14 protein-coding genes and 1 pseudogene are annotated in these 25,280 nt (G+C 69.9%); 12 read left to right on the top strand and 3 right to left on the bottom strand.

Going from position 1 to position 25,280, the window contains the following annotated elements; genetic code table 11:
* Positions 1–39: 39 nt before the first annotated feature.
* From Aco04nite_RS49520 to icmA, 4 genes are all read left to right on the top strand, one after another.
* Complete coding sequence (locus Aco04nite_RS49520) at positions 40–1,557, top strand: GGDEF domain-containing protein (protein ID WP_212996263.1); 1,518 nt, start codon at positions 40–42, stop codon at positions 1,555–1,557.
* A gap of 79 nt (positions 1,558–1,636) precedes the next feature.
* Entirely contained in the window at positions 1,637–2,743 is a 1,107-nt protein-coding gene (locus Aco04nite_RS06515; protein ID WP_212996262.1) for a sugar ABC transporter substrate-binding protein, read from the top strand.
* Positions 2,744–2,834: 91 nt separating this feature from the next.
* The gene (locus Aco04nite_RS06510; RefSeq protein ID WP_212996261.1) at positions 2,835–5,072 is read left to right on the top strand and encodes a putative bifunctional diguanylate cyclase/phosphodiesterase; all 2,238 of its coding nucleotides are present in this window, start codon (positions 2,835–2,837) and stop codon (positions 5,070–5,072) included.
* Between the two features lie 31 nt (positions 5,073–5,103).
* Positions 5,104–6,777 (top strand): coenzyme B12-dependent isobutyryl-CoA mutase large subunit, encoded by a 1,674-nt coding sequence (icmA, locus tag Aco04nite_RS06505; protein ID WP_212996260.1) that lies wholly within the window; start codon positions 5,104–5,106, stop codon positions 6,775–6,777.
* Here the strand turns inward: icmA and Aco04nite_RS06500 are convergent.
* Complete coding sequence (locus Aco04nite_RS06500; RefSeq protein ID WP_212996259.1) at positions 6,774–7,322, bottom strand: TetR/AcrR family transcriptional regulator; 549 nt, start codon at positions 7,320–7,322, stop codon at positions 6,774–6,776. The two genes, icmA and Aco04nite_RS06500, sit on opposite strands and share 4 nt — an antisense overlap.
* 111 nt (positions 7,323–7,433) lie before the next feature.
* On the opposite strand from Aco04nite_RS06500, the gene Aco04nite_RS06495 reads away from it, so the two are divergent.
* The 3 genes and pseudogenes from Aco04nite_RS06495 to Aco04nite_RS06485 all read left to right on the top strand — a co-directional run.
* Positions 7,434–8,357, top strand: a complete 924-nt coding sequence (locus tag Aco04nite_RS06495; RefSeq protein WP_212996258.1) for an SDR family NAD(P)-dependent oxidoreductase — start codon at positions 7,434–7,436, stop codon at positions 8,355–8,357.
* A 64-nt stretch (positions 8,358–8,421) separates the two neighbouring features.
* On the top strand, positions 8,422–9,375 hold the full coding sequence (locus Aco04nite_RS06490) for a tetratricopeptide repeat protein (RefSeq protein ID WP_212996257.1): 954 nt from the start codon (positions 8,422–8,424) through the stop codon (positions 9,373–9,375).
* A gap of 31 nt (positions 9,376–9,406) precedes the next feature.
* Positions 9,407–10,301, top strand: a pseudogene (locus Aco04nite_RS06485) (arginase family protein); the annotation flags it as partial.
* A gap of 1,996 nt (positions 10,302–12,297) precedes the next feature.
* Here the strand turns inward: Aco04nite_RS06485 and Aco04nite_RS06475 are convergent.
* Positions 12,298–14,223, bottom strand: a complete 1,926-nt coding sequence (locus Aco04nite_RS06475; RefSeq protein WP_212996256.1) for a penicillin-binding transpeptidase domain-containing protein — start codon at positions 14,221–14,223, stop codon at positions 12,298–12,300.
* A gap of 212 nt (positions 14,224–14,435) precedes the next feature.
* On the opposite strand from Aco04nite_RS06475, the gene Aco04nite_RS06470 reads away from it, so the two are divergent.
* The 3 genes from Aco04nite_RS06470 (at position 14,436) to Aco04nite_RS06460 (ending at position 20,960) form a co-directional block, all read left to right on the top strand.
* Entirely contained in the window at positions 14,436–19,373 is a 4,938-nt protein-coding gene (locus tag Aco04nite_RS06470; RefSeq protein WP_212996255.1) for an NAD-glutamate dehydrogenase, read from the top strand.
* 201 nt (positions 19,374–19,574) lie between these two features.
* Positions 19,575–20,342: a hypothetical protein gene (locus tag Aco04nite_RS06465; protein ID WP_212996254.1), complete on the top strand. Its 768-nt coding sequence runs from the start codon at positions 19,575–19,577 to the stop codon at positions 20,340–20,342.
* Positions 20,343–20,402: 60 nt separating this feature from the next.
* Positions 20,403–20,960 (top strand): hypothetical protein, encoded by a 558-nt coding sequence (locus Aco04nite_RS06460; protein ID WP_212996253.1) that lies wholly within the window; start codon positions 20,403–20,405, stop codon positions 20,958–20,960.
* Here the strand turns inward: Aco04nite_RS06460 and Aco04nite_RS06455 are convergent.
* Positions 20,934–23,045, bottom strand: coding sequence for a heavy metal translocating P-type ATPase (locus Aco04nite_RS06455; RefSeq protein WP_344646492.1), 2,112 nt, complete (start codon positions 23,043–23,045; stop codon positions 20,934–20,936). The two genes, Aco04nite_RS06460 and Aco04nite_RS06455, sit on opposite strands and share 27 nt — an antisense overlap.
* A gap of 51 nt (positions 23,046–23,096) precedes the next feature.
* On the opposite strand from Aco04nite_RS06455, the gene Aco04nite_RS06450 reads away from it, so the two are divergent.
* Complete coding sequence (locus Aco04nite_RS06450) at positions 23,097–24,248, top strand: MFS transporter (protein ID WP_212996252.1); 1,152 nt, start codon at positions 23,097–23,099, stop codon at positions 24,246–24,248.
* 9 nt (positions 24,249–24,257) lie between these two features.
* A complete protein-coding gene (locus tag Aco04nite_RS06445) occupies positions 24,258–25,043 on the top strand; it encodes an alpha/beta fold hydrolase (protein WP_212996251.1) in 786 nt (261 codons plus the stop codon).
* The last annotated feature ends 237 nt before the right edge of the window (positions 25,044–25,280 follow it).

Raw genomic sequence — 25,280 nt, 5'->3', positions numbered from 1 at the left:
GGCCGATGGGCGAGGCGGAAATCGGCGGGAGGGGATCACGTGTTCAGGGATCGGCTGTGGCGTCGTGATCCGTTGCTGGTCGCGCTCATCGTCCTGATCCTGGTCTCGTTCTGCGGGTTCGCGCTGCGCCGGGCGCCCGCCGGCCCTCAGGTGGCGGTGTTCTGGCTGCTCATGGTCGCGGTGCAGGGGTGTTTCGCGGTCTGCTCCTGGCGGGTCGCGGGCTCGATGCCCGGCACCTCCGCGCGGGCCCTCGCCGGGCGGCGGATGTGGCGGTTCTTCGGTGCGGCGGGCGCGGTGCTCGTGCTCGGCAACGTGGTGCAGCTCGGCGTCACCGCCCGCGACGCCACGTCCTACGACGCGGTGGCCGGCGCGGGACCGCAGCTCGTCTCGATCGCGGTCGGGATCGCGCTGATCATCGGGGGCCTGCTCAGCTACCCGCTCGGTGGCATGGGCCGGGCCGAACGGCTGCGGCTGCGCATCGACGTCGGCACCGTGATGGCCGCCGCCACGACGTTCGGGCTGTGGGTCTTCCAGCCGCCGGCAGGCGGGCACGACCTCGCCTGGGCGCTGCAGACCGGCATCGCCGTGCTGGTCCAGCCGGGGCTGTTCCTGGTGGCGATCTTCGCGGTGGTCAAGATCGTGCTGAGCGGGCGCTCGCCGTTCACCCCCGCGGCCGGTGTTCTCTACGGCGCCGCCGCGGTCTTGCAGGGCGGGTTGCAGGCCGTGCCGGCGACGCTCTACCTCGATCAGGGATTCCGGCCATGGCTGTTCGCGGCGAACGTGGCCGGGAGCGGGCTGATCGCGATCGGCGCGCGGGTGCAGGAACGCCAGGTGCGGGCCGGGTCGGGGCGCCACGGCAGGGCGGAGGCGGAGCGCCCGTACAGCCCGCTGCCGTACGCCGCGATGGCCTCGGTCTGGCTCCTGGCCTTCGGGATGCTCGCGATCCACGGCCTGGCCTGGCGTTCCTGGGTGGTGCTGGCCGGGGCGGCGGTGACCACCGCGCTGGTGACCGCGCGTCAGGTGGCCGCCTTCCGGCACATCTCCGAGCTGCTGCGCGAGCGGGACGCGCTGACCTCCCGGCTGACCGACCTCGCGTATCACGACGGGCTGACGAAGCTCGCGAACCGGGGACAGTTCATGCGCCGGCTGCACGAGGCGCTCGCCGCGGGGCCGGTGACCGTCTTCCTGATCGACCTGGACGAGTTCAAGCCCGTCAACGACGCGTACGGGCACGCGAGCGGCGACCAGCTGCTGATCGAGGTGGCGCAGCGGCTGCGGGCCTGCGTTCGCGCCGGTGACCTCGTCGCACGGCTCGGCGGCGACGAGTTCGCCGTGCTGGTGGAGGGGCTCCCCGACGACCGCCGGGCCGGGGTGGCGAACGGGCTGGCGCTGGCGCTGCACGGCACGGTCCGCATCGGCGGCGCCGAGGTGTCACTGAGCGCAAGCGTGGGCATGGCCACCGGTAAGTACGGCACCTCCGACCCGGACAGCCTGTTACATGAGGCCGATATGGCGATGTACGCGGCAAAGGAATCGCGCCGCCAGCTCATATATTGATCTTTACCGTTGTTTCTCCATGGTTGCTCAGCCATTTTGCCTGGTAACGTGGCCGCCCACCGGCCTGGAGGATCATGCGATGCGTTCGAGGATCTCTGTACTGGCCGCCGCGGGTCTGATCGCCCTCGGTGGGCTCACCGCCTGCACGAGCGGCGGGGGCGACAGCACCACCTCGAGCGGCACCAAGATCAGCGGGCCCGGCAAGGTCGGCGTGATCCTGCCCGACACCGAGACCTCCCAGCGCTGGGGCACGGACGACCCGAAGCTGCTCAAGGCCGCGTTCGCCGCGGCCGACGTGCCGGTCGACATCCAGAACGCCGACGGTGACAAGGAGAAGTTCAAGCGCATCGCCGACGAGATGATCTCCGGCGGCGCCAAGGTGCTGATGATCGTCAACCTCGACTCCGCGAGCGGCAAGGCCGTGCTCGACGAGGCCAGGGCGGCCGGGGTCAAGACGGTCGACTACGACCGGCTGACGCTCAACGGCGGCGCCGACTACTACGTCAGCTTCGACAACAAGGCCGTGGGCGAGCTGCAGGGCAAGGGCCTGGTGCAGTGCCTGACCGCGAAGGGTGTCAAGGTCCCCAAGATCGCCGAGCTCAACGGTTCCCCGGACGACAACAACGCCACCCTGTTCAAGGCCGGCTACGACTCGATCCTGCAGCCGCTCTACGACGACGCCGTCTATCTCAAGGGCCCGGACCAGGCCGTCGACGACTGGGACAACGACGAGGCGACCGTGGTCTTCCGGGAGATGTGGAACCAGACCGGCAAGGGCATCAACGGGGTGCTGGCAGCCAACGACGGGCTGGCCAACTCGGTGATCCAGATCCTGCGCCAGAGCGGTAAGAACGGCGAGGTGCCGGTCACCGGACAGGACGCCACGGTCCCCGGGCTGCAGAACGTGCTCGCCGGCGACCAGTGCATGACGGTCTACAAGCCGATCAAGAAGGAAGCCGACGCGGCCGCCGACCTGGCGATCAAGCTGTACAAGGGCGAGCAGGCCACCGCCGCGGGCCGGGTGAAGGACACCGAATCCGGGGCGTACGTGCCCTCGGTGCTGCTCCAGCCGCAGGCGATCTTCAAGAAGGACGTCGGCTCCGTGATCAAGGATGGCTTCGTCGAGAAGAAGGCCGTCTGCGCGGGCCGCTTCGCCGCGTTCTGCGCCCCCAACGGCATCAATTAGGCGCTGCCTCACACGGCATTTCTCCGAAGGTCGGCGTCCTTTCGGCCGACATGTGCGGTGCCAGTTGGTTGCCGTACCCGGGAGTAAATGCATGCGCCGCCGCCTCCGCCCCGTTGCGTGGGTGGCGTTCGCGCTGGTCCAGGCCGGTCTGTACGTTTTCCCCGCGCACGCCGTGCTGATCTACAGCCTCTGCATGATGGTCGCGACCGCGTCCGGCGCCGTGCTGCACGGGCTCTTCGCGCTCAGCCGTCGCGGTCACGCGCGCCGGGTCTGGACGGTCACGTCGATCGGCCTGGCGTGCTGGGCCTTCGCCGAGGTCTCCGTCGGTATCGGTGCGGCCGTCACCGGTCACGCCGGTGGTCGTGGGACCGCTGCCACCGTGCTCAACCTCGCTGCGTTCGGCTTCGCGGTCGCCGGGATGCTCTCCATACCGACCGCGCCCCGCGGTGCCGGCGGCAAACTGCGGATGATCTTCGATGGCGTAGTCGCCGCCTGTGCGCTCATGGGCGCGGTCTGGGTGCTGCTCTTCGGGCCGCTGAGCCGGATCGAGAGTCCCGCCGAGGCGGTCGTCGACCTCAGCTACCCGGTGCTCGCCGCGGGTGTGCTCGCCATCGCGCTGGTGCTGCTCAGCGGGCAGTCCCTGCGCCGGCGCAGCGCGATGACGGTGGTCACCGGCGGTGTGGTCGTGCTGACCGTGACGCTGCTGGTGGAGGTCGTCGCCAACGTCTTCGGCGTCGGCTGGCTGCACCCGGCGGTGCACGGCGGCTTCATCGCGGCCGCCGGGATCCTCGGTATGGCGCCGTTCTCGAGCCTGCCCGAGGGCGAGGAGCGGGTCTGGGCGCCGTCGACGCGGTTCGGCAACCTGGTTCCGTACGCCCCCGTGGTGATCTTCATCGGGGTCGGCGTGACGTTCGTGATCCAGGGGCGCACGTTCGACACCGGGACCGTGCTCGCCGTGGTCGTCCTGGTGGTCGCCGTGTTCGGCCGCCAGTTCGTCGAGCTCCGGCTCAACGCCGCGCTCAGCCGCAGCCTGGTCCGGGAGCGCGAGCGGTTCGCCCACGACGCCGCGCACGACACGCTGACCGGGCTCGCCAACCGCGCCAGGCTCACCGCCGAGCTCGCCAAGGATCCGGTGGCCGCGCTGCTCCTGGTCGACCTCGACGGCTTCAAGGCGGTCAACGACACGTTCGGGCACGCCACCGGTGACAAGCTGCTGATCACCGTGGCGCAGCGGCTGCGGGAGGCGGTCGGTGACGACGCGCTGCCGGCCCGGCTCGGCGGCGACGAGTTCGCGGTGCTGGTCCGGCACGGCGACGTCGACGACGCCCGTGGCATGGCCCGCGCGATCCTGGACCGGCTCGGCGAGCCCGGCATGCCCGCCGTCGTCGGCGCCAGCATCGGCATCGCGACCGCCGCCGCCGCTGAGGACCGCGACCACCTGCTGCACGAGGCCGACATGGCCATGTACGAAGCCAAGAACAACGGCAAGGGCACCTACAAGGTGTACGACCGGGAGCTCGCCGCCCTCGCCGAGCAGCGCCGCCGGTTGCAGGCCGAACTGGCCGTGGCGCTCGCCGAGGGGCAGCTGTTCGTCGCCTACCAGCCGGTGGTCGACCTGGCCAGTGGCGCCTCGCATGCAGCCGAGGCACTCGTGCGCTGGCGGCACCCCACCCGCGGCCCGATCCAGCCCGACGACTTCCTGCCCGCTGCCGAGGACGCCGGGCTGCTCGTGGAGATCGACCGCTGGGTGCTCGACGCGGCGGCGGCTCAGCTCGCCGAGTGGCGTCAGATCGATCCGGCGTACACGATCGCGGTGAACCTGTCGGTGGCGTACCTGGTCTCCGGGCGGGTGGTCGAGGACGTCCGCACGGCGCTGCGCGAGCACGGGCTGCCGGGCAACTCGCTGACCGTCGAGGTGACCGAGTCGTCGCTGATCGCGGATCTGGACGCGGCGGCCACCACGCTGCGTGAGGTGAAGGCGCTGGGCGTACGTATCTCGCTGGACGACTTCGGCGTCGGCTACTCGTCGCTGACCTATCTGCGCAAGCTCCCGGTCGACGTGGTGAAGATCGACCGCTCCTTCGTCCGCGAGCTGGCCTGGGACAACAAGGCCAAGGTGCTGTTCAAGGCGGTGCTGGACCTGGTCCACGCGCTCGGTCTGACCTGCGTCGCGGAGGGCATCGAGGAGCCGCGGCAGCTGGGCCAGCTGCTGGCCATGGGCTGCGCCCGCGGTCAGGGATATCTGTTCTCACCGCCGGTGACCGCCGACCTCGTCCAGATCGGTCCGCATCGACCGAGGGCGCGCATGACGGCCGCCTCGAATACTTAATCATCGTTCAGTGTTGCCCTACGATGGGCGCATGGACGCAGCCGACATTGCCGCCGGACGCGAGCGCTGGCAGAAGCGGTACGACGCCGCACGCAAGCGGGACGCCGACTTCACCACGCTCTCCGGATCGCCCGTCGACCCGGTGTACGGGCCGGCGCCCGGCGACACGGTGGACGACTTCGAGCGGATCGGCTGGCCGGGCGAGTTCCCGTACACCCGGGGTCTCTATCCCACCGGTTACCGCGGGCGGACCTGGACCATCCGGCAGTTCGCGGGGTTCGGTAACGCGCGGCAGACCAACGAGCGCTACAAGATGATCCTGGCCGCGGGTGGCGGCGGGCTCAGCGTCGCGTTCGACATGCCGACGCTGATGGGCCGCGACTCCGACGAGCCCGAGTCGCTCGGCGAGGTCGGCCACTGCGGTGTCGCGATCGACTCGGCCGCCGACATGGACGTGCTCTTCGACGGCATCCCGCTGCAGGACGTCACGACCAGCATGACCATCTCCGGCCCGGCGGTCCCGGTCTTCTGCATGTATCTCGTCGCCGCCGAACGCCAGGGCGCTGACCTCAGCAAACTCGACGGCACGCTGCAGACCGACATCTTCAAGGAATACATCGCGCAGAAGGAGTGGCTCTTCACCCCGGAGCCGCACCTGCGCCTGATCGGCGATCTGATGCAGTGGTGCGCGGCCGAGATCCCGCACTACAAGCCGCTGTCGGTCTCCGGTTACCACATCCGCGAGGCCGGGTCGACCGCCGCGCAGGAGCTCGCTTACACGCTGGCGGACGGTTTCGGCTACGTCGAGCTGGGCCTGTCCCGCGGCCTCGACGTCAACCAGTTCGCCCCCGGGCTGAGCTTCTTCTTCGACGCGCACGTCGACTTCTTCGAGGAGATCGCCAAGTTCCGGGCCGCCCGCCGGCTCTGGGCCCGCCACCTGCGCGACGACTACGGCGCGACCAGCGAAAAGGCCCTCTGGCTCAAGTTCCACACCCAGACCGCTGGGGTTTCGCTCACTGCGCAACAGCCGGTCAACAATGTCGTACGCACAGCGGTCGAAGCGCTCGCCGCAGTGCTCGGTGGCACCAACTCCCTGCACACCAACGCCCTGGACGAGACGCTCGCCCTGCCCACCGACGAGTCCGCCGAGATCGCGCTGCGGACCCAGCAGGTGCTGATGGAGGAGACCGGGGTGACCAACGTGGCCGACCCGCTCGGCGGCTCCTGGTACCTCGAGGCCCTCACCGACCGGATCGAGGCCGAGGCGGAGGAGATCTTCGCCCGGATCCGCGAGCTGGGCGAGGACGGCACGATCACCGCCGGCATCCTGCGGGGCATCGAGGACGGCTGGTTCACCGCCAACATCGCCGAGGCCGCCTTCGCCTATCAGCAGTCGGTCGAGAAGGGCGAGAAGCGGATCGTCGGCGTCAACGTGCACACCGGCACGGTCGCCAAGGATCTCGAGATCCTCCGCGTCTCGCATGAGGTCGAGCTGCAGCAGCGGCGCGAGCTCAGTGGTCGCAAGGACGGCCGTGATTCCGTACGCGTCAAGCACGCTCTTGATCGTCTTATCGAAGCCGCACGCAGCGGCGAGAACATGATCCCCGCGATGCTGGACGCCGCCCGGGCCGAGGCCACGCTGGGCGAGATCTGCGGCGTGCTCAAGGACGAGTGGGGCATCTACCGCGAGCCCGCCCGTTTCTAGGCCATCAGGCCTTTCAGCATGATGTCGAGATAGCGGTCGGCGGCCTCATCCTGGTCGCCGCCGCTGCGGACGGCGTACTGGACCCCGCACGTGAGGCGTCGCACGTCGTCCGGCGTCACGTCCGGGCGCAGGACCCCGGCCTGCCGGGCGCGCTCGATCACCTGCAGCGACACCCTGCCGAGCTCCTTGCTGAGCACCAGGGTCTCGGTGCACTCGAACGTCGGCGCGGCGAGCACCTTCGCGAGGGCGGCGTCGGTGAGCTGGCTGCGCAGGCCGGCGCGGAGCAGGTTGGTCAGCCCCTCGGCGACGTCCGGGTTCTCCGCCGCCTTCTTCGCCTCGTCGACCAGGGCGCGGTAGCTCTCCTCGGCCAGCGACTCCAGCAGCGCCTCCCGGCTGGCGAAGTGCCTGTACATGGTGCCCACCCCGACGCCCGCCTCCTTGGCGATGGCGTTCATCGGCAGCTCCAGGTCGCCCGCCGCGATGCGGTCCCGGGCGGCGGTGAGCATGCGGGTGCGTACCCGGGCGGAATCTGCGCGCAGCGACACCCTCCAAGGATATCTCATCCGCTGTGAACGGATTACTTATCCGATTGCGTGCTACGGTTGCCTTCGTCGTGGCGGATTATCTATCCGCTGATGGATGCGTGGAGGTTGATCATGGCAGTGAGCTGGAACTATGACGAGATGCCGGATCAGGCCGGGCGTACGGTGATGATCACTGGGGCGAGCAGCGGGCTCGGGCTCGTCCTGACGACCGAACTCGCCCGGCGGGGTGCCACGGTGATCATGGCGGTGCGCGACACGGCCAAGGCTGCTGCGGTGCGGCCCTCCGGGGATGTCGAGATCCGCGAGGTCGACGTCGCCGACCTGGACTCGATCCGGCGGTTCAGCGACCGGATGCATCGTGATGGCCGGCACCTCGACGTGCTGATCAACAACGCGGGCATCGGGGCGCAGACCCGGCAACTGACCCCGCAGGGCTACGAGCGGGTCTTCGCCACGAACCACCTCGGCGCGTTCGCCGTCACCGGGCTTCTGCTCGACCTGTTCCGGCCCGATCACGACCCGCGGATCGTCGCGGTCGGCTCCAACCTCTACCGGCGAATCAAGGTCAGGACCGGCTTCGAGGACCTCAGCGCGGCGGACGGGTTCGCGCCCGGGGCGGCGTACGTCAAGTCGAAGGTTGCGAATCTCCTGTTCGGAGCCGAGCTGGAACGTCGGCTGCGCCTGGTGGGGAGCCCGATCCGCAGCTTCCTCGCGCACCCGGGCATGGCCGCCACGCCGATGAACGACACCGCCTCGGGCCTCGTGCAGACAGCCTTCCTCAAGCTCGGCGGCGCGGTCTTCTCCCGGCCGGCCGAGCAGGGCGCGCTCGCCCTCGCGTTCGCGGCCACCAGCCCCGCCGCTCAAACCGGGGTCTTCCTCGGGCCCGCCGCGCGGAAAAAGGACATCCGGGTGCACTTCGACCCGCTTGCCGCCCCTGCGGACGACCCGTTGCTGGCCGCTCGCCTGTGGCAGATCTCCGAGGACGCGACGGGTGTGCACTACCTCCGGTCAGAGGATCTTGGTGGTCGGGTGTGACGCTTGATATCGCCTGCCCGGCGGCGCGGCGAATGGGCCCATCTGCGTGCGAGACTTGGTAACCATGAGCGACCCACGGACCACTCCGTCGATCTTCACCCGCGGCGCGGTCGACCTCGGTGCCCTGCGCCCGGCAACCAGGCCCGCCGGGCCCGCCGATCCCGCCCGCGTGCCCACCGGTGCGGCCCCGGCCGGTCAGCCCGCCGTCCCCGGCGCCATTCCCGGCGCCATTCCCGGCGCTGGGCACGGCCCCGCGGTCATCGACGTGACCGAAGAGAATTTCCAGACGACGGTGCTCGAGCTGTCGATGTCGACCCCGGTCATCCTCGACTTCTGGGCCGAGTGGAGCGAGGCCTGCAAGCAGCTCTCGCCGGTGCTCGAGAAGCTCGCCGTCGAATACGGCGGCAGCTGGGTGCTCGGCAAGGTCGACGTGGACGCCAACCCGCGACTCGCCCAGGCACTGCGCGTCCAGAGCATCCCGACGGTGATCGCGGTCGTGGGCGGCCAGCTCGTCGAGGGCTTCCCCGGCGTGATCCCCGAGCCCGAGATCCGCCGCTACGTCGACGCCGTCCTCAAAGCCGGTGGCATCGAGGTCGCCGCCCCCGAGGACCCGCGGATGGACGCCGCCGACGACGCGCTGATGACCGGCGACCTCGACGAGGCCGAAGCGGCCTACCGCAAGATCCTCGCCGAGTCCCCGCAGGACCACGCCGCGGAGTCCGGCCTCGCCCAGGTCGAGCTCTACCGCCGCGTCACCGGCGTCGACGCGGAAACCGTCATGGCCAAGGCCGCCGACGACCCCGACGACATCGAGAGCCACCAGCTCGCCGCCGACATCGAGGTCCTCAGCGGACAGGCCCCGGAGGCCTACGACCGCCTCGTCGCCCTCGTCAAACGAACCACCGGCGACGAACGCGACGCCGTCCGCAAACGCCTGCTCGGCCTCTTCGCCGTCGCCGGCCCGGACGATCCGGCGGTGGCAACAGCCCGCCGCGCGCTCGCCCGCGCGCTCTTCTAAACCCCTTTTCGCACCTTCGTACGGGGGCTCCATGCGCCGCATAGCCGTGCTCGACGCACCGTCCAACCTAGGTCTGCGCCCACCAACCGCGACCTCGGTGCCCGGCTGCGCAAAAGCGCCTGGAGCCCTGCGCGACCAGGGTCTCCTCCGCCGCCTCAACGCCCGCGACGCCGGCTGCCTCACCCCACCCCGCTACGACCCGGGCGACTGGCGCCCCGGCGACGGCGTGGCACACGCCCGCGAGATCGCCGGCTACTCCCGCCGCCTAGCCGACCGCATCGGCGCCATCCTCGACCAGGGCGAATTCCCCGTCATCCTCGGCGGCGACTGCTCCATCGTCCTGGGCTCAGCCCTCGCGATGCACCGCCTCGGCGAAGCGGTCGGCGGCCACATCGGCCTCATCTTCATCGACGGCCACTCCGACTTCCGCCACCCCGGCAACGCCTCCTACGTCGGAGCAGCCGCCGGCGAGGACCTAGCCCTCGTCACCGGTCGCGGCCAGGTCGACCTCGCCGCCATGGAAGGCCGCCGCCCCTACTACCGCGACATCGACGTGGTCGTCATGGGCATCCGAGCCCAGGACGAATACCGCCTCGACCTCCAGGCCGCCGGAATCGTCACCCGCCCGGTCCCCACCCTGCGAGCCGAAGGCGCCGCCCGAAGCGCCCAATGGGCCCAGGAACAACTGGCCGACTGCGCCGGCTACTGGGTCCACCTCGACGTCGACGTCCTCGACCCGGCCGTCATGCCCGCCGTCGACGCCCCGGAACCCGGCGGCATCGCCTTCCCCGAACTCGAAATCCTCCTCGCCGCCCTGGTCGAATCCCCCCACTGCCTGGGCGTAGAAATCACGGTCTTCGACCCCGACTACGACCCCGACGGCACCTACGCCGAAGAAATCACCTCCGCCCTAGTCTCCGGCCTCCAATCCGCCCACACGATCGACGCCCGCCCCGACCTGATCGCCGCCCGCCGCGACCTCCTCACCCCGGAGACCCCCGGCCGGCTCGGACCCGCGCCACGCCCGGGGCCGACGGCTGGGGGCGGCGCGGGGTCGCTCTCCGAGAGTGCCGGGCTGGTCTCTGAACGCCCGGGGGTGCTTGCTGAAGGACCGGGGTCACTCTCTGAGGGGCGGATTAGGTCGCTCTCTGAGGGATCAGGGTCGCTTGCAGATGGGCCCGGGTCGCTCGTAGATGGGCCGGGGTCGCTCGTAGATGGGCCGGGGTCGCTCTCGGAAGGGCCGGGGTTGTTCTCGGAAGGGCCGGGGTCGCTTGAGGACTTCCGCGACGAGGAACCGGAGCCGGTTCAGGAACGCCGCGCGGACGCAGCAGACGATGACGTCGTCCTGGCCGCAGCAGCCCTGACGGCCGGCGGTCCGTTCGGCACGAAGCAGGATTCAGCCCTGCCCGCCACAACGCTCCTGGCCATCGAAGACAATCCCGAACCCGCCGCGCCCCTCCCCACCGACACCACTCCAGCCGACTTCCCCGACGCCCCCGCATCGAGCGAATACCTCGCCGCCGACCCGGACAGCGCCGACCCGGAAAGCGCCGGCCCGGACAGTGCCGACCCGGATGGGGTCGACTCGTATGTGGTCGATCCGGACGGGGTCGAGTTCTATGGTGCTGACCCGGCCAGGGCCTATTGGCCTGAGCCCAACCAAGACCAGGCCGATCCCGCCAACCTCCATCAGATGGAACCGGCCGAACACGACCGCGACCCCGCGGACCTCGAACACCTGAAGCCCGAAGGAAACGCGCTCGACCACACTGCCCCCGACCGCGAGGAACCGGACAGCGCCGAGCCCGACCACATCAACATCGGTCACACGGGCGCGGACGGCCCCGACCACAACGACATCGATCCGGACCACCCGTCTCTAACCGACGTCTACGCCGACGCATCAGCCGACACCAACCCTGTCCTCGAGCCCGAGCCGGCCACCGAGCCCGAGCCGCCCACCGAGCCCGAGCCGGCCGAGCCCGAGTCGGTGTTCGAGCCCGAGCCGGATTTTGCGGCCGGCACGGCGTTCGAGGCCGGCTCGGCGTTCGAGCTTGAGCCGATCAGCGGGTCCGAACCGGGAGCAACGTCCGAGTCGACGTCCGATCCTGAGTCAGGCTCCGAGCTTGAGCCGGTCGCAGCGTCCGAACTCGAGTCGGGCTCCGAGCTTGAGCCGGTCGCAGAAGCTGAGCCGACGTCCGAGCCGGAGTTGACGTCCGAGCCGGAGTTGACGTCCGAGCCGGAGTTGACGTCCGAGCCGGAGTTGACGTCCGAGCTTGAGCCGACGTCCGAGCTGGAGTTGACGTCTGAGCTTGAGCCGACGTCCGAGGCTGAGTTGACGTCCGAGGCTGGGTCGGGCTTTGAGCTTGAGCCGGTCGCGGAGGCAGAGGTGACGCTCGGGTCCGAGGTCAGGTCCGACTTCGGGATGATGTCGGAGTTCGAGCCGGCGGCCGATGCGGAGTCTCAGACCGATCCCGAAGTAGAGCCCGGTTCTGACTTCGAGTGGGAGTCCGAGACTGTCCACGAGGACAAGACCGAGTTTGCCCACGGGACTGGGGCTGAGCAGGAAAGCGACATCCACGCCGAGCCGGTGCCCGGCCCCGAGGGCGGCGTCGGCTCGCCGAATGATGCCGACCATGAGCTGGCGGCGGAGTTCGGAGCGGAGTTCGAAGCGGACGCCGATGTGGTTTCCGAGCATGCTGCTGAGGCGCCGTTGAGGCCGCTCGGGTCGGCTCCGCTGCTGGATTCTGCGCCTCTTCCGGCGACGATGCCCGGCATGCTGCGACCGAGGGCCGTGGAGGATTTCACCCTGCCGGTTCAGCGTCCGGCCTTCGAGGTCGGGCCCGGCGAACGCGCCGACGTCACCTGACCCCGTCGGGCAGACCTCGGCCGGCCACCGCGGGTGGCCGGCCGAGGTGGGGGCTACTTGTTGAGGGTGGTCAGGAAGCGGTTGACGATGGGGACGGCGGCTTCGGAGCCGAGGCCGCCCTTCTGGACCATGACGGCGAAGGCGATGTCGCCCTGCCAGCCGATGAACCAGGAGTGGGTCTCGTCGGAGCCGTCGGCGAATTCGGCCGTGCCGGTTTTGCCGGAGACGGGGCCGCCGGGGACCTTTTGGAGGGCGTCGCCGGTGCCTTTGGTGACGACCTCTCGCATCATGGTTTTGAGGGGCTGGATCGAGGTGTCGGCCAGTTTGGCGCCGTCCGGGAGGGCGGCGGCGGGGGCGGGGTCCAGGACGAGTTTGGGCTGTTTGAACTGGCCTCGGGCTACTGCCGCGGTGGCGCCGGCCATGGCTAGGGGGCTGACGGCGGTGGCGCCCTGGCCGAAGGTGGCGGCGGCGAGTTCGGTGGGGGTGTCGGCGGGGGAGAGTTTGCCGCTGAAGGCGTCGACGCCGAGGTCCCACTTGGTGCCGATGCCCAGGGCTGTTCCTGCGGCTTGGAGGCCGTCGGCGCCGAGTTTGCCGGAGACGTTGACGAAGGCTGTGTTGCAGGATTTGGCGAAGTCGGTGCGGAAGGGGACCTGGCCGAGCTTCATCTCATGGGAATTCTTGAATTCGCGGCCGCTGACCTTGACCGTGGCGGGGCAGTCGACCTTGCCGTCCAGGGTGACCGCTTTTTTGTCCAGCAGGCCCAGGGTCGAGACCATTTTGAACGTTGAACCCGGGGGGACCTGGCCGGTCAGGGCGGTGTTGACCGCACCGCCGTCGGGGCCGTTGGAGACGGCCAGGATCGTGGAGTCGCTGATCTTGATGGCGACGAGGGCGCTGGCGTTCTTCTCGGCGGCGACCGCGGCGTCGGCGGCTTTCTGGGTGTTGACGTCGAGGGTGGTCTTGATCGATTTTCCGGCTACCGGGTCGGTGCTGAAGATCTGGGTCTCGTCGACGTCGTCGGCGGGGGTCTTGAGGGCGATGACCACGGTCTGGGCGGCGGTGCCGCGCAGCTGGGTGTCGTAGCGTTCCTGCAGGCCGCCGTGGCCGACCATGTCGCCCTGGGTCAGGGTGCCGGGGTTGGCGTCGAGATCCTCGCGGGTGGCGGCGTCGACCGTGCCGAGCAGCGCGCGGGCGAAGGCGCGGGTGGGCGCGAGTTCGCGGTTCTCCTCGCGGAACACCGTGCCGGGCAGGGTGCGTACCTTGGTGCGGACCTTGTCGTAGTCCGGACGTCGCAGCGTGACCACGTCCACGAAGGCCGTCGGGTCGGAGTTCTTGAGCCGGGTGGTCAGGTCTTTTTCGTCGAGGGTGACCCCGATCGCCTTGAACGCCGCGTTGAGGTCCTTCAGCAGCTTCGCCTGGTCGGTCACTTTCTCGGGGCTGATGCCGATCGTGACCACCGGGGTGGGTGTGACCAGTGGTTTGCCCGCGGCGTCGAGGATGTCGCCGCGGTCCGCCGCCTTGGCGCGCACCTTCAGGCTGTCGCCCTCGGTCAGTTTGGTGTGCACGATGGCGGGCTCCCAGACGACCTGCCAGCCGTCCGAGCTCTGCTTCGTGAGGCGCACGGTGCTCTGGTAGGCCCAGGTGGCGCCGCCGGGCAGCGTCCACGCGAGGTTGATCGGCTCGGTGGCGTTCTTGCCCGACTCCGTCGCCTTGCCGGCGGGCTCCAGCTTGGTCAGGCTCGGGGCCAGGTCGCCGGTGAGGGCTTTGAGCTGGGTGGTGACGTCGGTCGCGGCTATCTTGGCCCCGGCGGCTGTGACGAAGCCGACCTTGCTCAGGTCGGACTTGCGCCAGCCCTGCAGGAACGCGTCGACGGTGTCACCGGGCCCGTCCGATCCCGAGCAGGCGACAGTGCCGGTGCCGGCGACCACGAGGCAGGTCAGGACCGCTAGTGCACGGCGGGCGTGGGGGATCGTAGGCATGAAGCACCCTTCCGAGGGTACGAATCAGAAACCGTTCGGAACGGTAACCTCTCGAGGCACGTCCCGTTGACCCGTGCTGGGTGAGATGTAGCGAATTCGTTGCCGGATCTTCGTCTCGGACCCCGGGTCCGCACAGAGTGTCAGACCCACGTTCTAGGCTTAGGCCCGACACGTCGAACCCACAGTGCGGTGGGTGAGGGGAGCGGTCTGTCATGCCTGCAGCCGACGAGGCAGCGAACGAATCCGATCCTGAGCTGGACTTCGGGCCAGGTCCCGGGCTCGCCCTGACGGGGCGGCTCGGAACCTCCGATGACGAGCTCGATGAGCCGCTGCCCAACGCCGAGCGCCTCGTGGCGCAGGCCGTGGGGCTGGCCGGCCAGGATCACACGACGGCCACACTGGTCGATCGTTTCTGGCGGTTCGCGCCCGATGAGGAGCTGGTCGGTTACACGGCCGACGAGATGTTCGAGGCCGCCCGCGGGCATCGTGAGCTGGCCGCCGAGCGGCTGGCCGGCGAGCTCAAGCTCGACATCAGCGCGCCCTGCACCGGCCAGCCACACACGGTGATCTCGATCGTCGCCGACGACATGCCGTTCCTGGTCGACTCGGTGACCGCGCTGCTGACCGCGCACCAGCTCCAGGTGCATCTGCTGGTGCACCCGCTGATCGTGGTGCGCCGGGAGCCGCTCGGCAGGCTGGCGCAGGTCGAGGCCAACGTGGAGCCCGACGACGCGATCGAGGGCGACCTGGTCGAGAGCTGGATCCGGGTCGAGATCGACCCGGTGCGCAGCGAGGACGCGCGCGGGCAGCTGCACAACGAGCTGCGCCGGGTGCTGACCGATGTGCGTGACGCGGTGGACGACTGGCCGCGGATGCGTCAGCGGGCCGTGGTGATCGCCGACGAGCTGGCCGCCGCGCGGGGCTCCGACCGCAAGCTGCCGGTGCCCGACAAGGACGTCACCGACTCCATCGAGCTGCTCAAGTGGCTCGCCCACGACCACTTCACCTTCCTCGGCTACCGCGAGTACGAGCTCAGCGAGGACGGCGACCTGCTCTCCGCGGTTCCGGGCAGCGGGCTCGGCATCCTGCGCGGCGACCAGAGCACCCCACGCAAGCTGTCCTCGATGGCTCCCGAGGCACACAAGCGGGCCCTGGAGAAGCGGCTGCTGGTCATCACCAAGGCCAATTCCCGGGCTACCGTGCACCGCTCGGCCTATCTGGACTACATCAGCGTCAAGGTCTTCAACGACCGGGGCGAGGTCTGCGGCGAGCGGCGCTTCCTGGGTCTGTTCTCCAGCTCGGCCTATCGCACCAGCGTGCGTGAGCTGCCGGTCGTGCGGCGCAAGGTCATGGAGGTGCTCGACCGCTCCGGCCTGTCGCCGCGCGGGCACTCCGGCAAGGATCTGCTGCAGATCCTGGAGACCTATCCGCGTGACGAGCTCTTCCAGATCAAGACAGACGATTTGTACGAAGCAGTGGTCGGCGTGCTGCGGATGGCCGGCCGCCGTCAGTTGCGGCTCTTCCTGCGGCGCGACGGCTACGGCCGCTTCATCTCGTGCCTGATCTACCTGCCGCGCGACCGGTTCACCACCGGCAACCGGCAGGCCATGCAGGAGATCCTGCTGCGCGAGCTGAACGGCATCGGTGTCGACTACACGACCCGGGTGACCGAGCGGATGCTCGCGCGGGTGCACTTCATCGTGCGCACCGACCCGTCGGACCCACCGGGCGGCGTCGACCCGAATTCGCTCGCCGAGATGCTCGCCGACGCCACCCGCATGTGGGACGACGACTTCTCCCTGGTGCTCGACCGCAAGCTCGGCGAGGAGCCGGCCAAGGACCTCTTCGCCCGCTACGCGGTGGCGTTCCCCGACAGCTACAAGGACGGGCACACGCCTTACGAGGCGGTGCAGGACATCTCCAAGCTGGAGCTGCTGGAGGAGTCCGGGCAGCTCGAGATGCATCTCTACCGTAAGCGCCGGCTCAACCGGGACGGATGCGCCGAGCCCGACGACGCCGACGTGCGCTTCAAGGTCTTCCGCTACGGCGAACCCATGATGCTCTCCGCGGTGCTTCCGGTGCTGCACTCGCTCGGCGTCCGGGTGGTCGACGAACGCCCCTATGAGGTACGACGTCAGGACGGCACCGTTTACCTGTACGACTTCGGTCTGCTGCCACCGGCGTCGCACCACGAGCTCTCCGAGGTCCGCCCCCAGGTCGAGAACGCGTTCGCGGCGGCGTGGTCCAACGAGGCCGAGGTCGACGGGTTCAACGAGCTGGTCCTGCGCGCCGGGCTCACGTGGCGCCAGGTGGTCGTGCTCCGGGCGTATGCGAAGTATCAGCGGCAGACCGGGGCGGTGTTCTCGCAGCGGTACGTCGAATCGACTTTTATCGCGTACCCGACGATTGCCAGGCTCTTGATCGAGCTTTTTGAGACCCGGTTCACGCCGGGGCTGGAGATCACGGAGGAGGAGCGCACCCGGCTCGGTGACGATCTGGTGGAACAGATCACCGCACTGCTGGACACGGTGGAGAGCCTCGACCAGGACCGGATCCTCCGGTCGTACCTCACGCTCATGCTGGCGACCCTGCGCACCAGCTTCTTCCAGAAGACCGCGGACGGGCGACCCAAGTCCTACATCGCCTTCAAGCTGGACCCGACCGCCATCCCGGACCTGCCGCAGCCGCGCCCGAAATTCGAGATCTTCGTCTATTCGCCGCGCTTCGAGGGTGTGCACCTTCGCTTCGGTACGGTCGCGCGTGGCGGTCTGCGCTGGTCGGACCGGCGCGAGGACTTCCGGACGGAGGTGCTCGGCCTGGTCAAGGCGCAGATGGTGAAGAATTCCGTGATCGTGCCGGTGGGTGCCAAGGGTGGCTTCGTGCTCAAGCAGAAGCCGGGCGACCGCGACGAGGCCGTCGAGTGCTACAAGCGGTTCATCGGCGCGCTGCTCGACGTCACCGACAACATCCACAGCGGCAAGATCGTCCCGCCGGTGGACGTGGTCCGGCACGACGGCGACGACCCCTACCTGGTGGTCGCGGCCGACAAGGGCACGGCGACGTTCTCCGACATCGCCAACGAGATCTCGGTGAGCAAGGACTTCTGGATGGGCGACGCGTTCGCCTCCGGCGGGTCCGCGGGCTACGACCACAAGAAGATGGGCATCACCGCGCGCGGCGCCTGGGAATCGGTCAAGAAACACTTCCGCGATCTGGGCACCGACACGCAGACCCAGGACTTCTCGGTGGTGGGCGTCGGTGACATGTCCGGCGACGTCTTCGGCAACGGCATGCTGCTCAGCGAGCACATCCGGCTGCTGGCGGCCTTCGACCACCGCCACATCTTCCTGGACCCCGACCCCGACCCCGCCATTTCGTACGCCGAGCGGCGCCGGCTGTTCGACCTGCCGCGCTCGTCGTGGGCCGACTACGACGCGTCGCTGATCAGCGAGGGCGGCGGGATCTATCCGCGGTCGGCCAAGTCGATCCCGGTCAGCCCACAGATCCGCGCGGCGCTCGACCTGGGCAGCGCGACCGCGGTGAGCCCGGCCGACCTGATGCGCGCGATCCTGGCCGCCCCGGTCGACCTGCTGTGGAACGGCGGCATCGGCACCTATGTGAAGGCGGCCTCCGAGACCCACGCCGAGGTCGGCGACAAGGCCAACGACGCGATCCGGGTCAACGGCTCCGAACTGCGGGCCAAGGTGGTCGGCGAGGGTGGCAACCTGGGCCTGACCCAGCGCGGCCGCATCGAGTACGCCCTGGCGGACGGCCGGGTCTTCACCGACTTCATCGACAACTCGGCCGGTGTGGACTGCTCCGACCACGAGGTCAACATCAAGATCCTGCTCGGTGGCGCGGTCACCGACGGCGAGTTGACGCTGCCCCAGCGCGACGAGCTGTTGGCCGCCATGACCGACGAGGTCGGCGCGCTGGTGCTGCGGGACAACTACGAGCAGGCGACGGCGCTCGGCAACGCGCGTCAGCAGGCCCACTCGCTGCTGCCCGTGCACCGCCGGATGCTGATCGCGCTGGAGCAGTCCGGCCAGCTCAACCGCGAGCTGGAAGCCTTGCCCACCGACAAGGAGCTGGCCGCCCGGTACGAGGCGGGGGACGGGCTCACTCCGCCTGAGTTCGCGGTGCTCCTCGCGTACGTGAAGATCTCGCTGGAACGGCAGGTCCTGGCCGACCCGATCGTCGATGAGGAATGGACCCACGGGGTCCTGTCCCGGTATTTCCCGACCCCGCTGCGCGAGCGGTTCGCCGCCCGGATGGCCGGCCACCGCCTGCGCCGCGAGATCATCTCGACCGCCCTGGTCAACGAGGTGGTCAACCGGGGCGGCACCTCCTTCGTCTTCCGCGCGATGGAGGAGAGCGGCGCCTCCGCCGCCGACGTCATCCGCGCCTACGTGGTGGTCCGCGACGTGTACGGCCTGCGCGAGCTCTGGGCCGCCGCCGAGGAGCTCGACAACAAGGTCCCGACGTTCGCCCAGACGCTCGTCTACCTGGAGACCCGGCGCCTGCTCGACCGTGCGGTCCGCTGGCTGGTCAGCAACCGCCGCTCCCCGCTCGACGTCGCCGCCGAGATCGACCACCTGCGCCAGGGCGTCGGCAACCTGCTGCTCCAGCTCTCCCAGGTCGTCATCGGCGCCGAACGCCGTTCCCAGGACGCCCACGTCGACATGCTGATCGGCAACGGCGTCCCCGAGGACCTGGCCCGCGGCGTGGCCCGAGTGGTCTACGGCTTCGGGGTCCTCGACATCCTCGAGACCGCCAAGACGACCGGTTGCCCGCCCACTGAGGTGGCGAACGTCTACTTCGTCCTCTCCGAGCGCTTCAAGATCGACGTCCTGCTGTCCCACATCTCGCGGCTCCCACGCGGCGACCGCTGGCAGACCCTCGCCCGCATGGCCCTGCGCTACGACCTCTACTCAGCCCTCGCCGGCCTGACCGCCGAAGTCCTGCAATCAACCCCGTCGGAGGCCTCCGCCGAGGACCGCGTCTCCGAGTGGGAGCAGACCAACGCCGCCTCGATAGCCCGAGCCGGCAACGCCATGGGCGACATCGACGAATCCCCGGGCGACCTGGCAGCCCTCTCCGTCCTCCTCCGCCAGATCCGCACCCTGGTCAAAACCTCGTCCGCAGCCTGACCGCAGCCCCGGCCCGGGCAACGACTGCCCGGGCCGTTCGCTCTCAACCTGCCACCCCGGCCGTTCGCCGCAGGGTTGGCCGCCGGAGGTCGTTGGCTGCCAACCCTGCCGCCCGAGCGTTCGGTTTCAGGCGGCCGCGCCCGGGCCCTCGTTGGATGGGCCAGGCATCTATGCTTCCGGCCCGTGTCCACGTTCCGCAGGATGTCTGCGCTCACCCTCATAGGCGTCCTTCTCGCCGCTGCCGTCGCCGCTTGCGACAGCGACGCCGCCGAGACCCCGGCCCCGGATCCGTCCATTGCCTACCTGGCCGAAGTGCGTGCCGCGCTCGACAAGACGCGGAGCTCCTACTTCGTCTGGCAGTCCACCGGCAATGTGCCGGGGGAGCTCGCGGGAAAAGACCTAGATGGCGCCACACTCGCCGGTCACGGCTTCTTCGACCCCGGAACCAAGGATTTCTACCGGAGCGTGGCGATGGAAGGCACCGCCGCGGACAGGAAGAAGATCCGGAAAGCCTCAGCGCAGACCGTGATCGGCAACGACTTCTACCTGAGCGAAATGCCGCCCGAGGGGGAACTCGGGCCGGCGTTCCACATCGATCTTGATCGGGTGCCGCGGGGCACCGTGCTCTACACCATCAACCAGGACGACCCGACCGGCATCGATCGTTTCACCGCGGCGGTCGAGCGGGTGACGGACAAGGCCGACCATCAGTACCGGGGATTCTTCAAGGCCGTGCCGGGAGAATTTCTCCCCATCGGCGTACCCGTCGTCGGCGGGCCCGGAATCTTCACGCTGGTCACGGACGAGACCGGCGGGGTCAGCACCATCGATATTGCAGTGCATCCAGCCGGCGGCCGGAGCCTGAAGTTCCACATCCTCTTCTCGTTCCTGGGCCGGAAGTCCCCGATCAATGGCCCGAAGCAGTTCAGCGAGGCCGATGAGAGCCTGCTCCTGAAGGACGGCGCGTGATAACCGGCTGAACGCGGGCGGCGGGGCCGCTGAGCTGGAAAGATCTCGTCGGGTGCGCCCTTGACCGTGGTCGTGTCCACCTGTGCTGCCGCGCTCGTGGCGACCACCAGCGCATTCGTGTTCGACGAACCCGGTGTGCGTTACGCCGCAGAGGCGCTGTCATTGCCGCGATCCCTCCGCCGGCGGTCACCGCTCGAGCGTTCGCTCACCCTGCTGGTTCTGGTTCTGGTGGTTCTTGCGGGGCTCAGCCCGCTCGCGGAAGACCCGGCGTCCTCGCCCGCAGCACTCGGGGTCATCACCGCCGCGGCGCTGGTCTGGGTGTCGGCGGGCAGGGTCGGCGACCGGCCGGTTGCCAGTGCGCTGCTGATCGCCGGCGCGGGCTGGATGCTGCCGTCCACCGTTTATGCCGTGAGCGATTTGGCCGCTACCAGGGATCAGGCAACGTTCCCCGACCTGGGCGGGGTGATCAACGGTTGCGTGGTGTTCGTCAGCCCGGAGTCCGGCTGGTCGACGGTCCTGGCGTTTCTGGAGTTCGGGCCGATGGCGATGATTTTCGCCGCGCCGGCGGTCTTTGCCGGGGCAGTTCTGTGGTTACACCGAGGAGCGGAAGCGGCGTAGGCGCAGGCTGTTGCCGACGACGAAGATGGAGCTGAAGGCCATGGCCGCGCCCGCGATCATCGGGTTGAGCAGGCCGGCGGCGGCCAGCGGCAGGCCCGCGACGTTGTAGGCGAAGGCCCAGAACAAATTGCCGTGAATGATCTGCACCGTACGCCGGGAGAGCCGCACCGCGTCCACAGCAGCCGACAGGTCATCGCGCATCAGGGTGAGGTCGGATGCCTCGATCGCCACGTCGGTGCCGGCGCCCATGGCGATGCCCAGGTCGGACTGGGTGAGGGCGGCGGCGTCGTTCACGCCGTCGCCGACCATGGCGACCACGCGACCTTCGGATTGGAGGCGTTTGACGACGTCGAGCTTGCCCGAGGGGAGGACCTCCGCCACGACCTCGGTCACGCCGATCTCCGCGGCGACCTTGTCGGCCACCGCCTGCGCGTCACCGGTGAGCAGGACCGGGGTCAGGCCGAGCCGGCGGAGGCGGGCGATGGCGGGGGCGCTCGACGGGCGTACCGAATCGGCGAGGCCCAGGCGTCCTCGGGGTGTGCCGTCGACGCGGACCTCGACCCAGGTCAGGGCCGTGTCGCCCGTGCCTCGGGTGATCTCCACGAGTTGGCCCGCCACCGTGCCGCGCACCCCGACGCCCGCCGTGGCCTGGAAGTCGGTGACCGTGGGCAGCGGGCCGTGCTCGCGGGCGGCGTGGGTGATCGCACGGCCGAGCGGGTGCTCCGACGCGGCCTCGACCGCGCCGGCGAGCAGGAGAACGTCGGGGGCCAGATCGGTCTGCTGGACCGTCATCGTGCCCGTGGTGACCGTGCCGGTCTTGTCGAGGACGATCGTGTCGACGCGGCGGACGGATTCGAGGGCCTCGACGCCGCGGATCAGGATGCCGAGCTGGGCTCCTCGGCCCGTGCCGACCAGCAGCGCTGTCGGGGTGGCGAGGCCCAGGGCGCAGGGGCAGGCGATGATCAGCACGGCGACCGCGGCCGTGAGCGCGGACGCCACCCCGTGACCGGCGCCGAGCCAGTAGCCGAGGGTCGCCACGGCCAGGACGAGGACCACCGGGACGAAGACGCCGGAGATGCGGTCGGCGAGGCGCTGGACCGCGGCCTTCCCGGCCTGGGCATCCTCGACCAGGCGCGCCATCTGGGCGAGTTGCGTGTCGGCGCCGACCCGGGTGGCCCGCACGATCAGGCGGCCCCCGGCGTTGACCGTGCCACCGGTCACCGGGTCGCCGACCGTCACCTCGACGGGGACGGACTCGCCGGTGACGAGGCTGCGGTCGACGGCGGACGACCCCTCGGTCACGGTGCCGTCGGTGGCGACCTTCTCGCCGGGGCGTACGAGGAAGAGATCTCCGGTGGTGAGGTTTTCGATCGGTAGCTCGGTGCCGTCTCGGAGCGTGACCGTCTTGGCGCCCAGCTCCAGCAGTGATCGCAGTGCGTCACCGGCGCGGCGCTTGGCTCGGGCCTCGGCGTAACGGCCGGCCAGCAGAAAGCTGGTGACCCCCGCGGCCGCCTCTAGGTAGATCGCGTCACCGTCGGAGCCTGCACGCAGCGTGAAGGGATGGGTCATGCCGGGCATCCCGGCGTCACCGAGGAAGAGTGCCCACAGTGACCAGAGGAAGGCGGCGAGCGTCCCGACGGAGACGAGCGTGTCCATCGTGGCGGCGCCGTGCCGCAGGTTGACCAGCGCGGACCGGTGGAACGGCCATCCGCCGTAGACGACGACCGGGGCGGCGAGGGTGAGCGACAACCACTGCCAGTAGTCGAACTGCCAGGCCGGGACCATCGCCAGGACGATCACCGGCACGCTCAGGGCGACGGAGATCAGCAGCCGGGCCCGCAACGGGTCGCCGGCAGGCTCGGGAGTGGGCACGGCGGCGGGCTCAGCCGCGGTGTAGCCGGTTTTCTCGACCACCGCGATGAGATCGGCGACGGTCAGCTCGGCGGGCACGGTGGCGCGCGCCTTCTCGGTGGCGTAGTTGACGGTGGCCGTCACGCCGTCGAGCCGGTTGAGCTTCTTCTCGATGCGGTTGGCGCAGGCGGCGCAGGTCATGCCGCCGATCTCGAGCTCGATCTGCCGGGTCACGCCCACCACTCTATACCCCTCGGGGGTACCCGGCCCGTATTGTGACCCGTCATGCAGACGCTGCCCCGCGCCCGAGCCGCGACCTCTGTCGTCTTCGCCGTGCACGGCGCGGTCACCGGTACGTTCGCGGCGCGCGTGCCGTGGATCGCTGATCATGTCGGGGTCGGTGCGGGCGGTCTCGGCATCGCGCTGCTGATGCCGGGTGTCGGTGCGCTGCTGGCCATGCCGCTGTCCGGGCGCCTCGCGCACCGCTTCGACCTGCGCAAACTCGCCAGGGTGCTGATCCTGCTCTGGTGCGCGGCGCTGATCCTGCCCGCGCTGCCCACGTCGATCTTCGTGCTGTGCCCGCTGCTCGTGGTCTACGGCGCGGCGGCCGGCGTCGCGGACGTGGCCATGAACGCGCAGGCGGTGCTGGTCGAGGAGCGCTACGGCCGGTCGGTGATGTCGAGCTTCCACGGCTACTGGAGTGTCGGCGGGCTGGCCGGTTCGGCGGTGGCGGCCGCCGCGGCGCGCGCCGGTATCGATGCCCGGATCCACTTCTTGATCACCGCGGCGGTGCTGGCCGTGGTCAGCGTCGTGGCCTGCGCCGGCCTGCTGTCGCACCGCCCCGCACCCGACACCGCGGAGCCGCCCGCGTTCGCCCTGCCGAGCCGGGCCGTGCTGCCGATCGGGCTGGTCGCGCTCTGCGCGGTCTTCGCCGAGGGCGCCGGGCTCGACTGGTCGGCGGTCTACGTCCGTGACGTCGTGGGCGACACCGCCGGCACCGCGGCGCTGACGGTGTCGGTCTTCTCGATCAGCATGGCGCTGGCCCGGTTCGCCGGCGACCGGGTCATCCAGTGGCTCGGGCCGGTGACCACCGTCCGGGTCGCCGGAGTCGGCGCGAGCGTCGGCGCCGTCACGGTGGTCCTCAGCGACCACGTCGCCCCGGTGCTGATCGGCTTCGGGCTGCTCGGCGTGGGGATCGCGGTCGTGGTGCCGCTGGTCTTCGCCACGGCCGGGCGGATCGGCGAGCACCCGGGGCGCAGCCTGGCGGGGGTGGCCGGGATCGCGTACGGGAGCGGGCTCGTCGCCCCCGGCATCATCGGCGGAATCGCCCACCTGACGTCGCTCACCACCTCGTTCGTTCTGGTCGCGGCGCTTACCGTGGTCATGGGACTGTCGGCGCGGGTGCTGCGCCCGGCACCGGTCCCACGGGCCGGATAGGGGACAGCGATGCGGGCGACGGCGATTGACAACTCGGTGGCGGAAGCGGTGGACGAGGGCCTCGGCACCCCGATCCTCGTGCTGCACGGCGGCATGGGCGACCCGTCGGCGTGGGAGCGCGTCACCGCCCGGCTGCGGCACCGCTTCCGGACGATCCGCCTGCACCGGCGCCAGTACCGGCTGGACCTGCCCGCCCCGGTCACGATGGCCGACGAGGTGGAGCACGTCGCGGCCATCGCGTCCGAGGTGGACCGGCCGCTGCTGGTCGGCCACTCCTCGGGCGCGGTGCTCGCCCTGGAGGCGCTGGTCGCGGATCCGTCGCTGTATCGCGGCGCGGTCCTCTACGAGCCACCGATCGTCATCGACGAGCCGCTCGGTGGCGCGAAGCTCGTTCCGGCACGCCGGGCCCTCGACGCGGGCAGTCCCGGCAAGGCGCTGAGCATCTTCCTGCGCGATGTGGTCGGCATGCCGGTGCCGTCGGCGGCGCTCGCCGGCTTCGTCGTGGGACGCAGCGGTTATGCCCCGCGCGTCGCCCGCCAACTCGATGACAACGACCAGATCGATGCACTTGGGGTACGCCTCCCGGCGTACGCGAAGATCGACCTGCCGGTCCTCCTGATCGGCGGTGACAGGTCCCCGGCCCACCTGGCGTCACGATTGGACGCGTTGGAGAAGGCGCTGCCCAGGTCTCGCCGGCTGCTGATGCACGGCCAGGGGCACAGCGCCGAGCTGCGCGCGCCGGGCCGGGTCGCCGTGGCGATCGAGAAGTTCCTCGACGAGGTCTGCGGTGTGTGAGCCGGACGCTGTCTTCCGGCGGTTGCTCCCGAAACCAGCGGAGCGCCCGGCCCACCATCTGTACCGCGGCGAGGCGTCCGGACTGGTCCCGAAGTCCGGAGCTCGCCGGCGGCATCCCCAGATCCACCTGCAAACATGACGCTACGTGATGATCGTCCGACAAGGGAAGCGCAGGGTGCGGGAATTGACCGTTCGGACGGGGCGGCATGTGCGGCGGAACACTCGAAACCTGGCATT

The sequence above is a fragment of the Winogradskya consettensis genome, from assembly GCF_018332715.1.
GTDB classification, from domain to species: Bacteria; Actinomycetota; Actinomycetes; order Mycobacteriales; family Micromonosporaceae; genus Actinoplanes; species Actinoplanes consettensis.
Note: the sequence above shows the minus strand (reverse complement) of the source record. Positions and strands in the feature narration are given on the sequence as shown.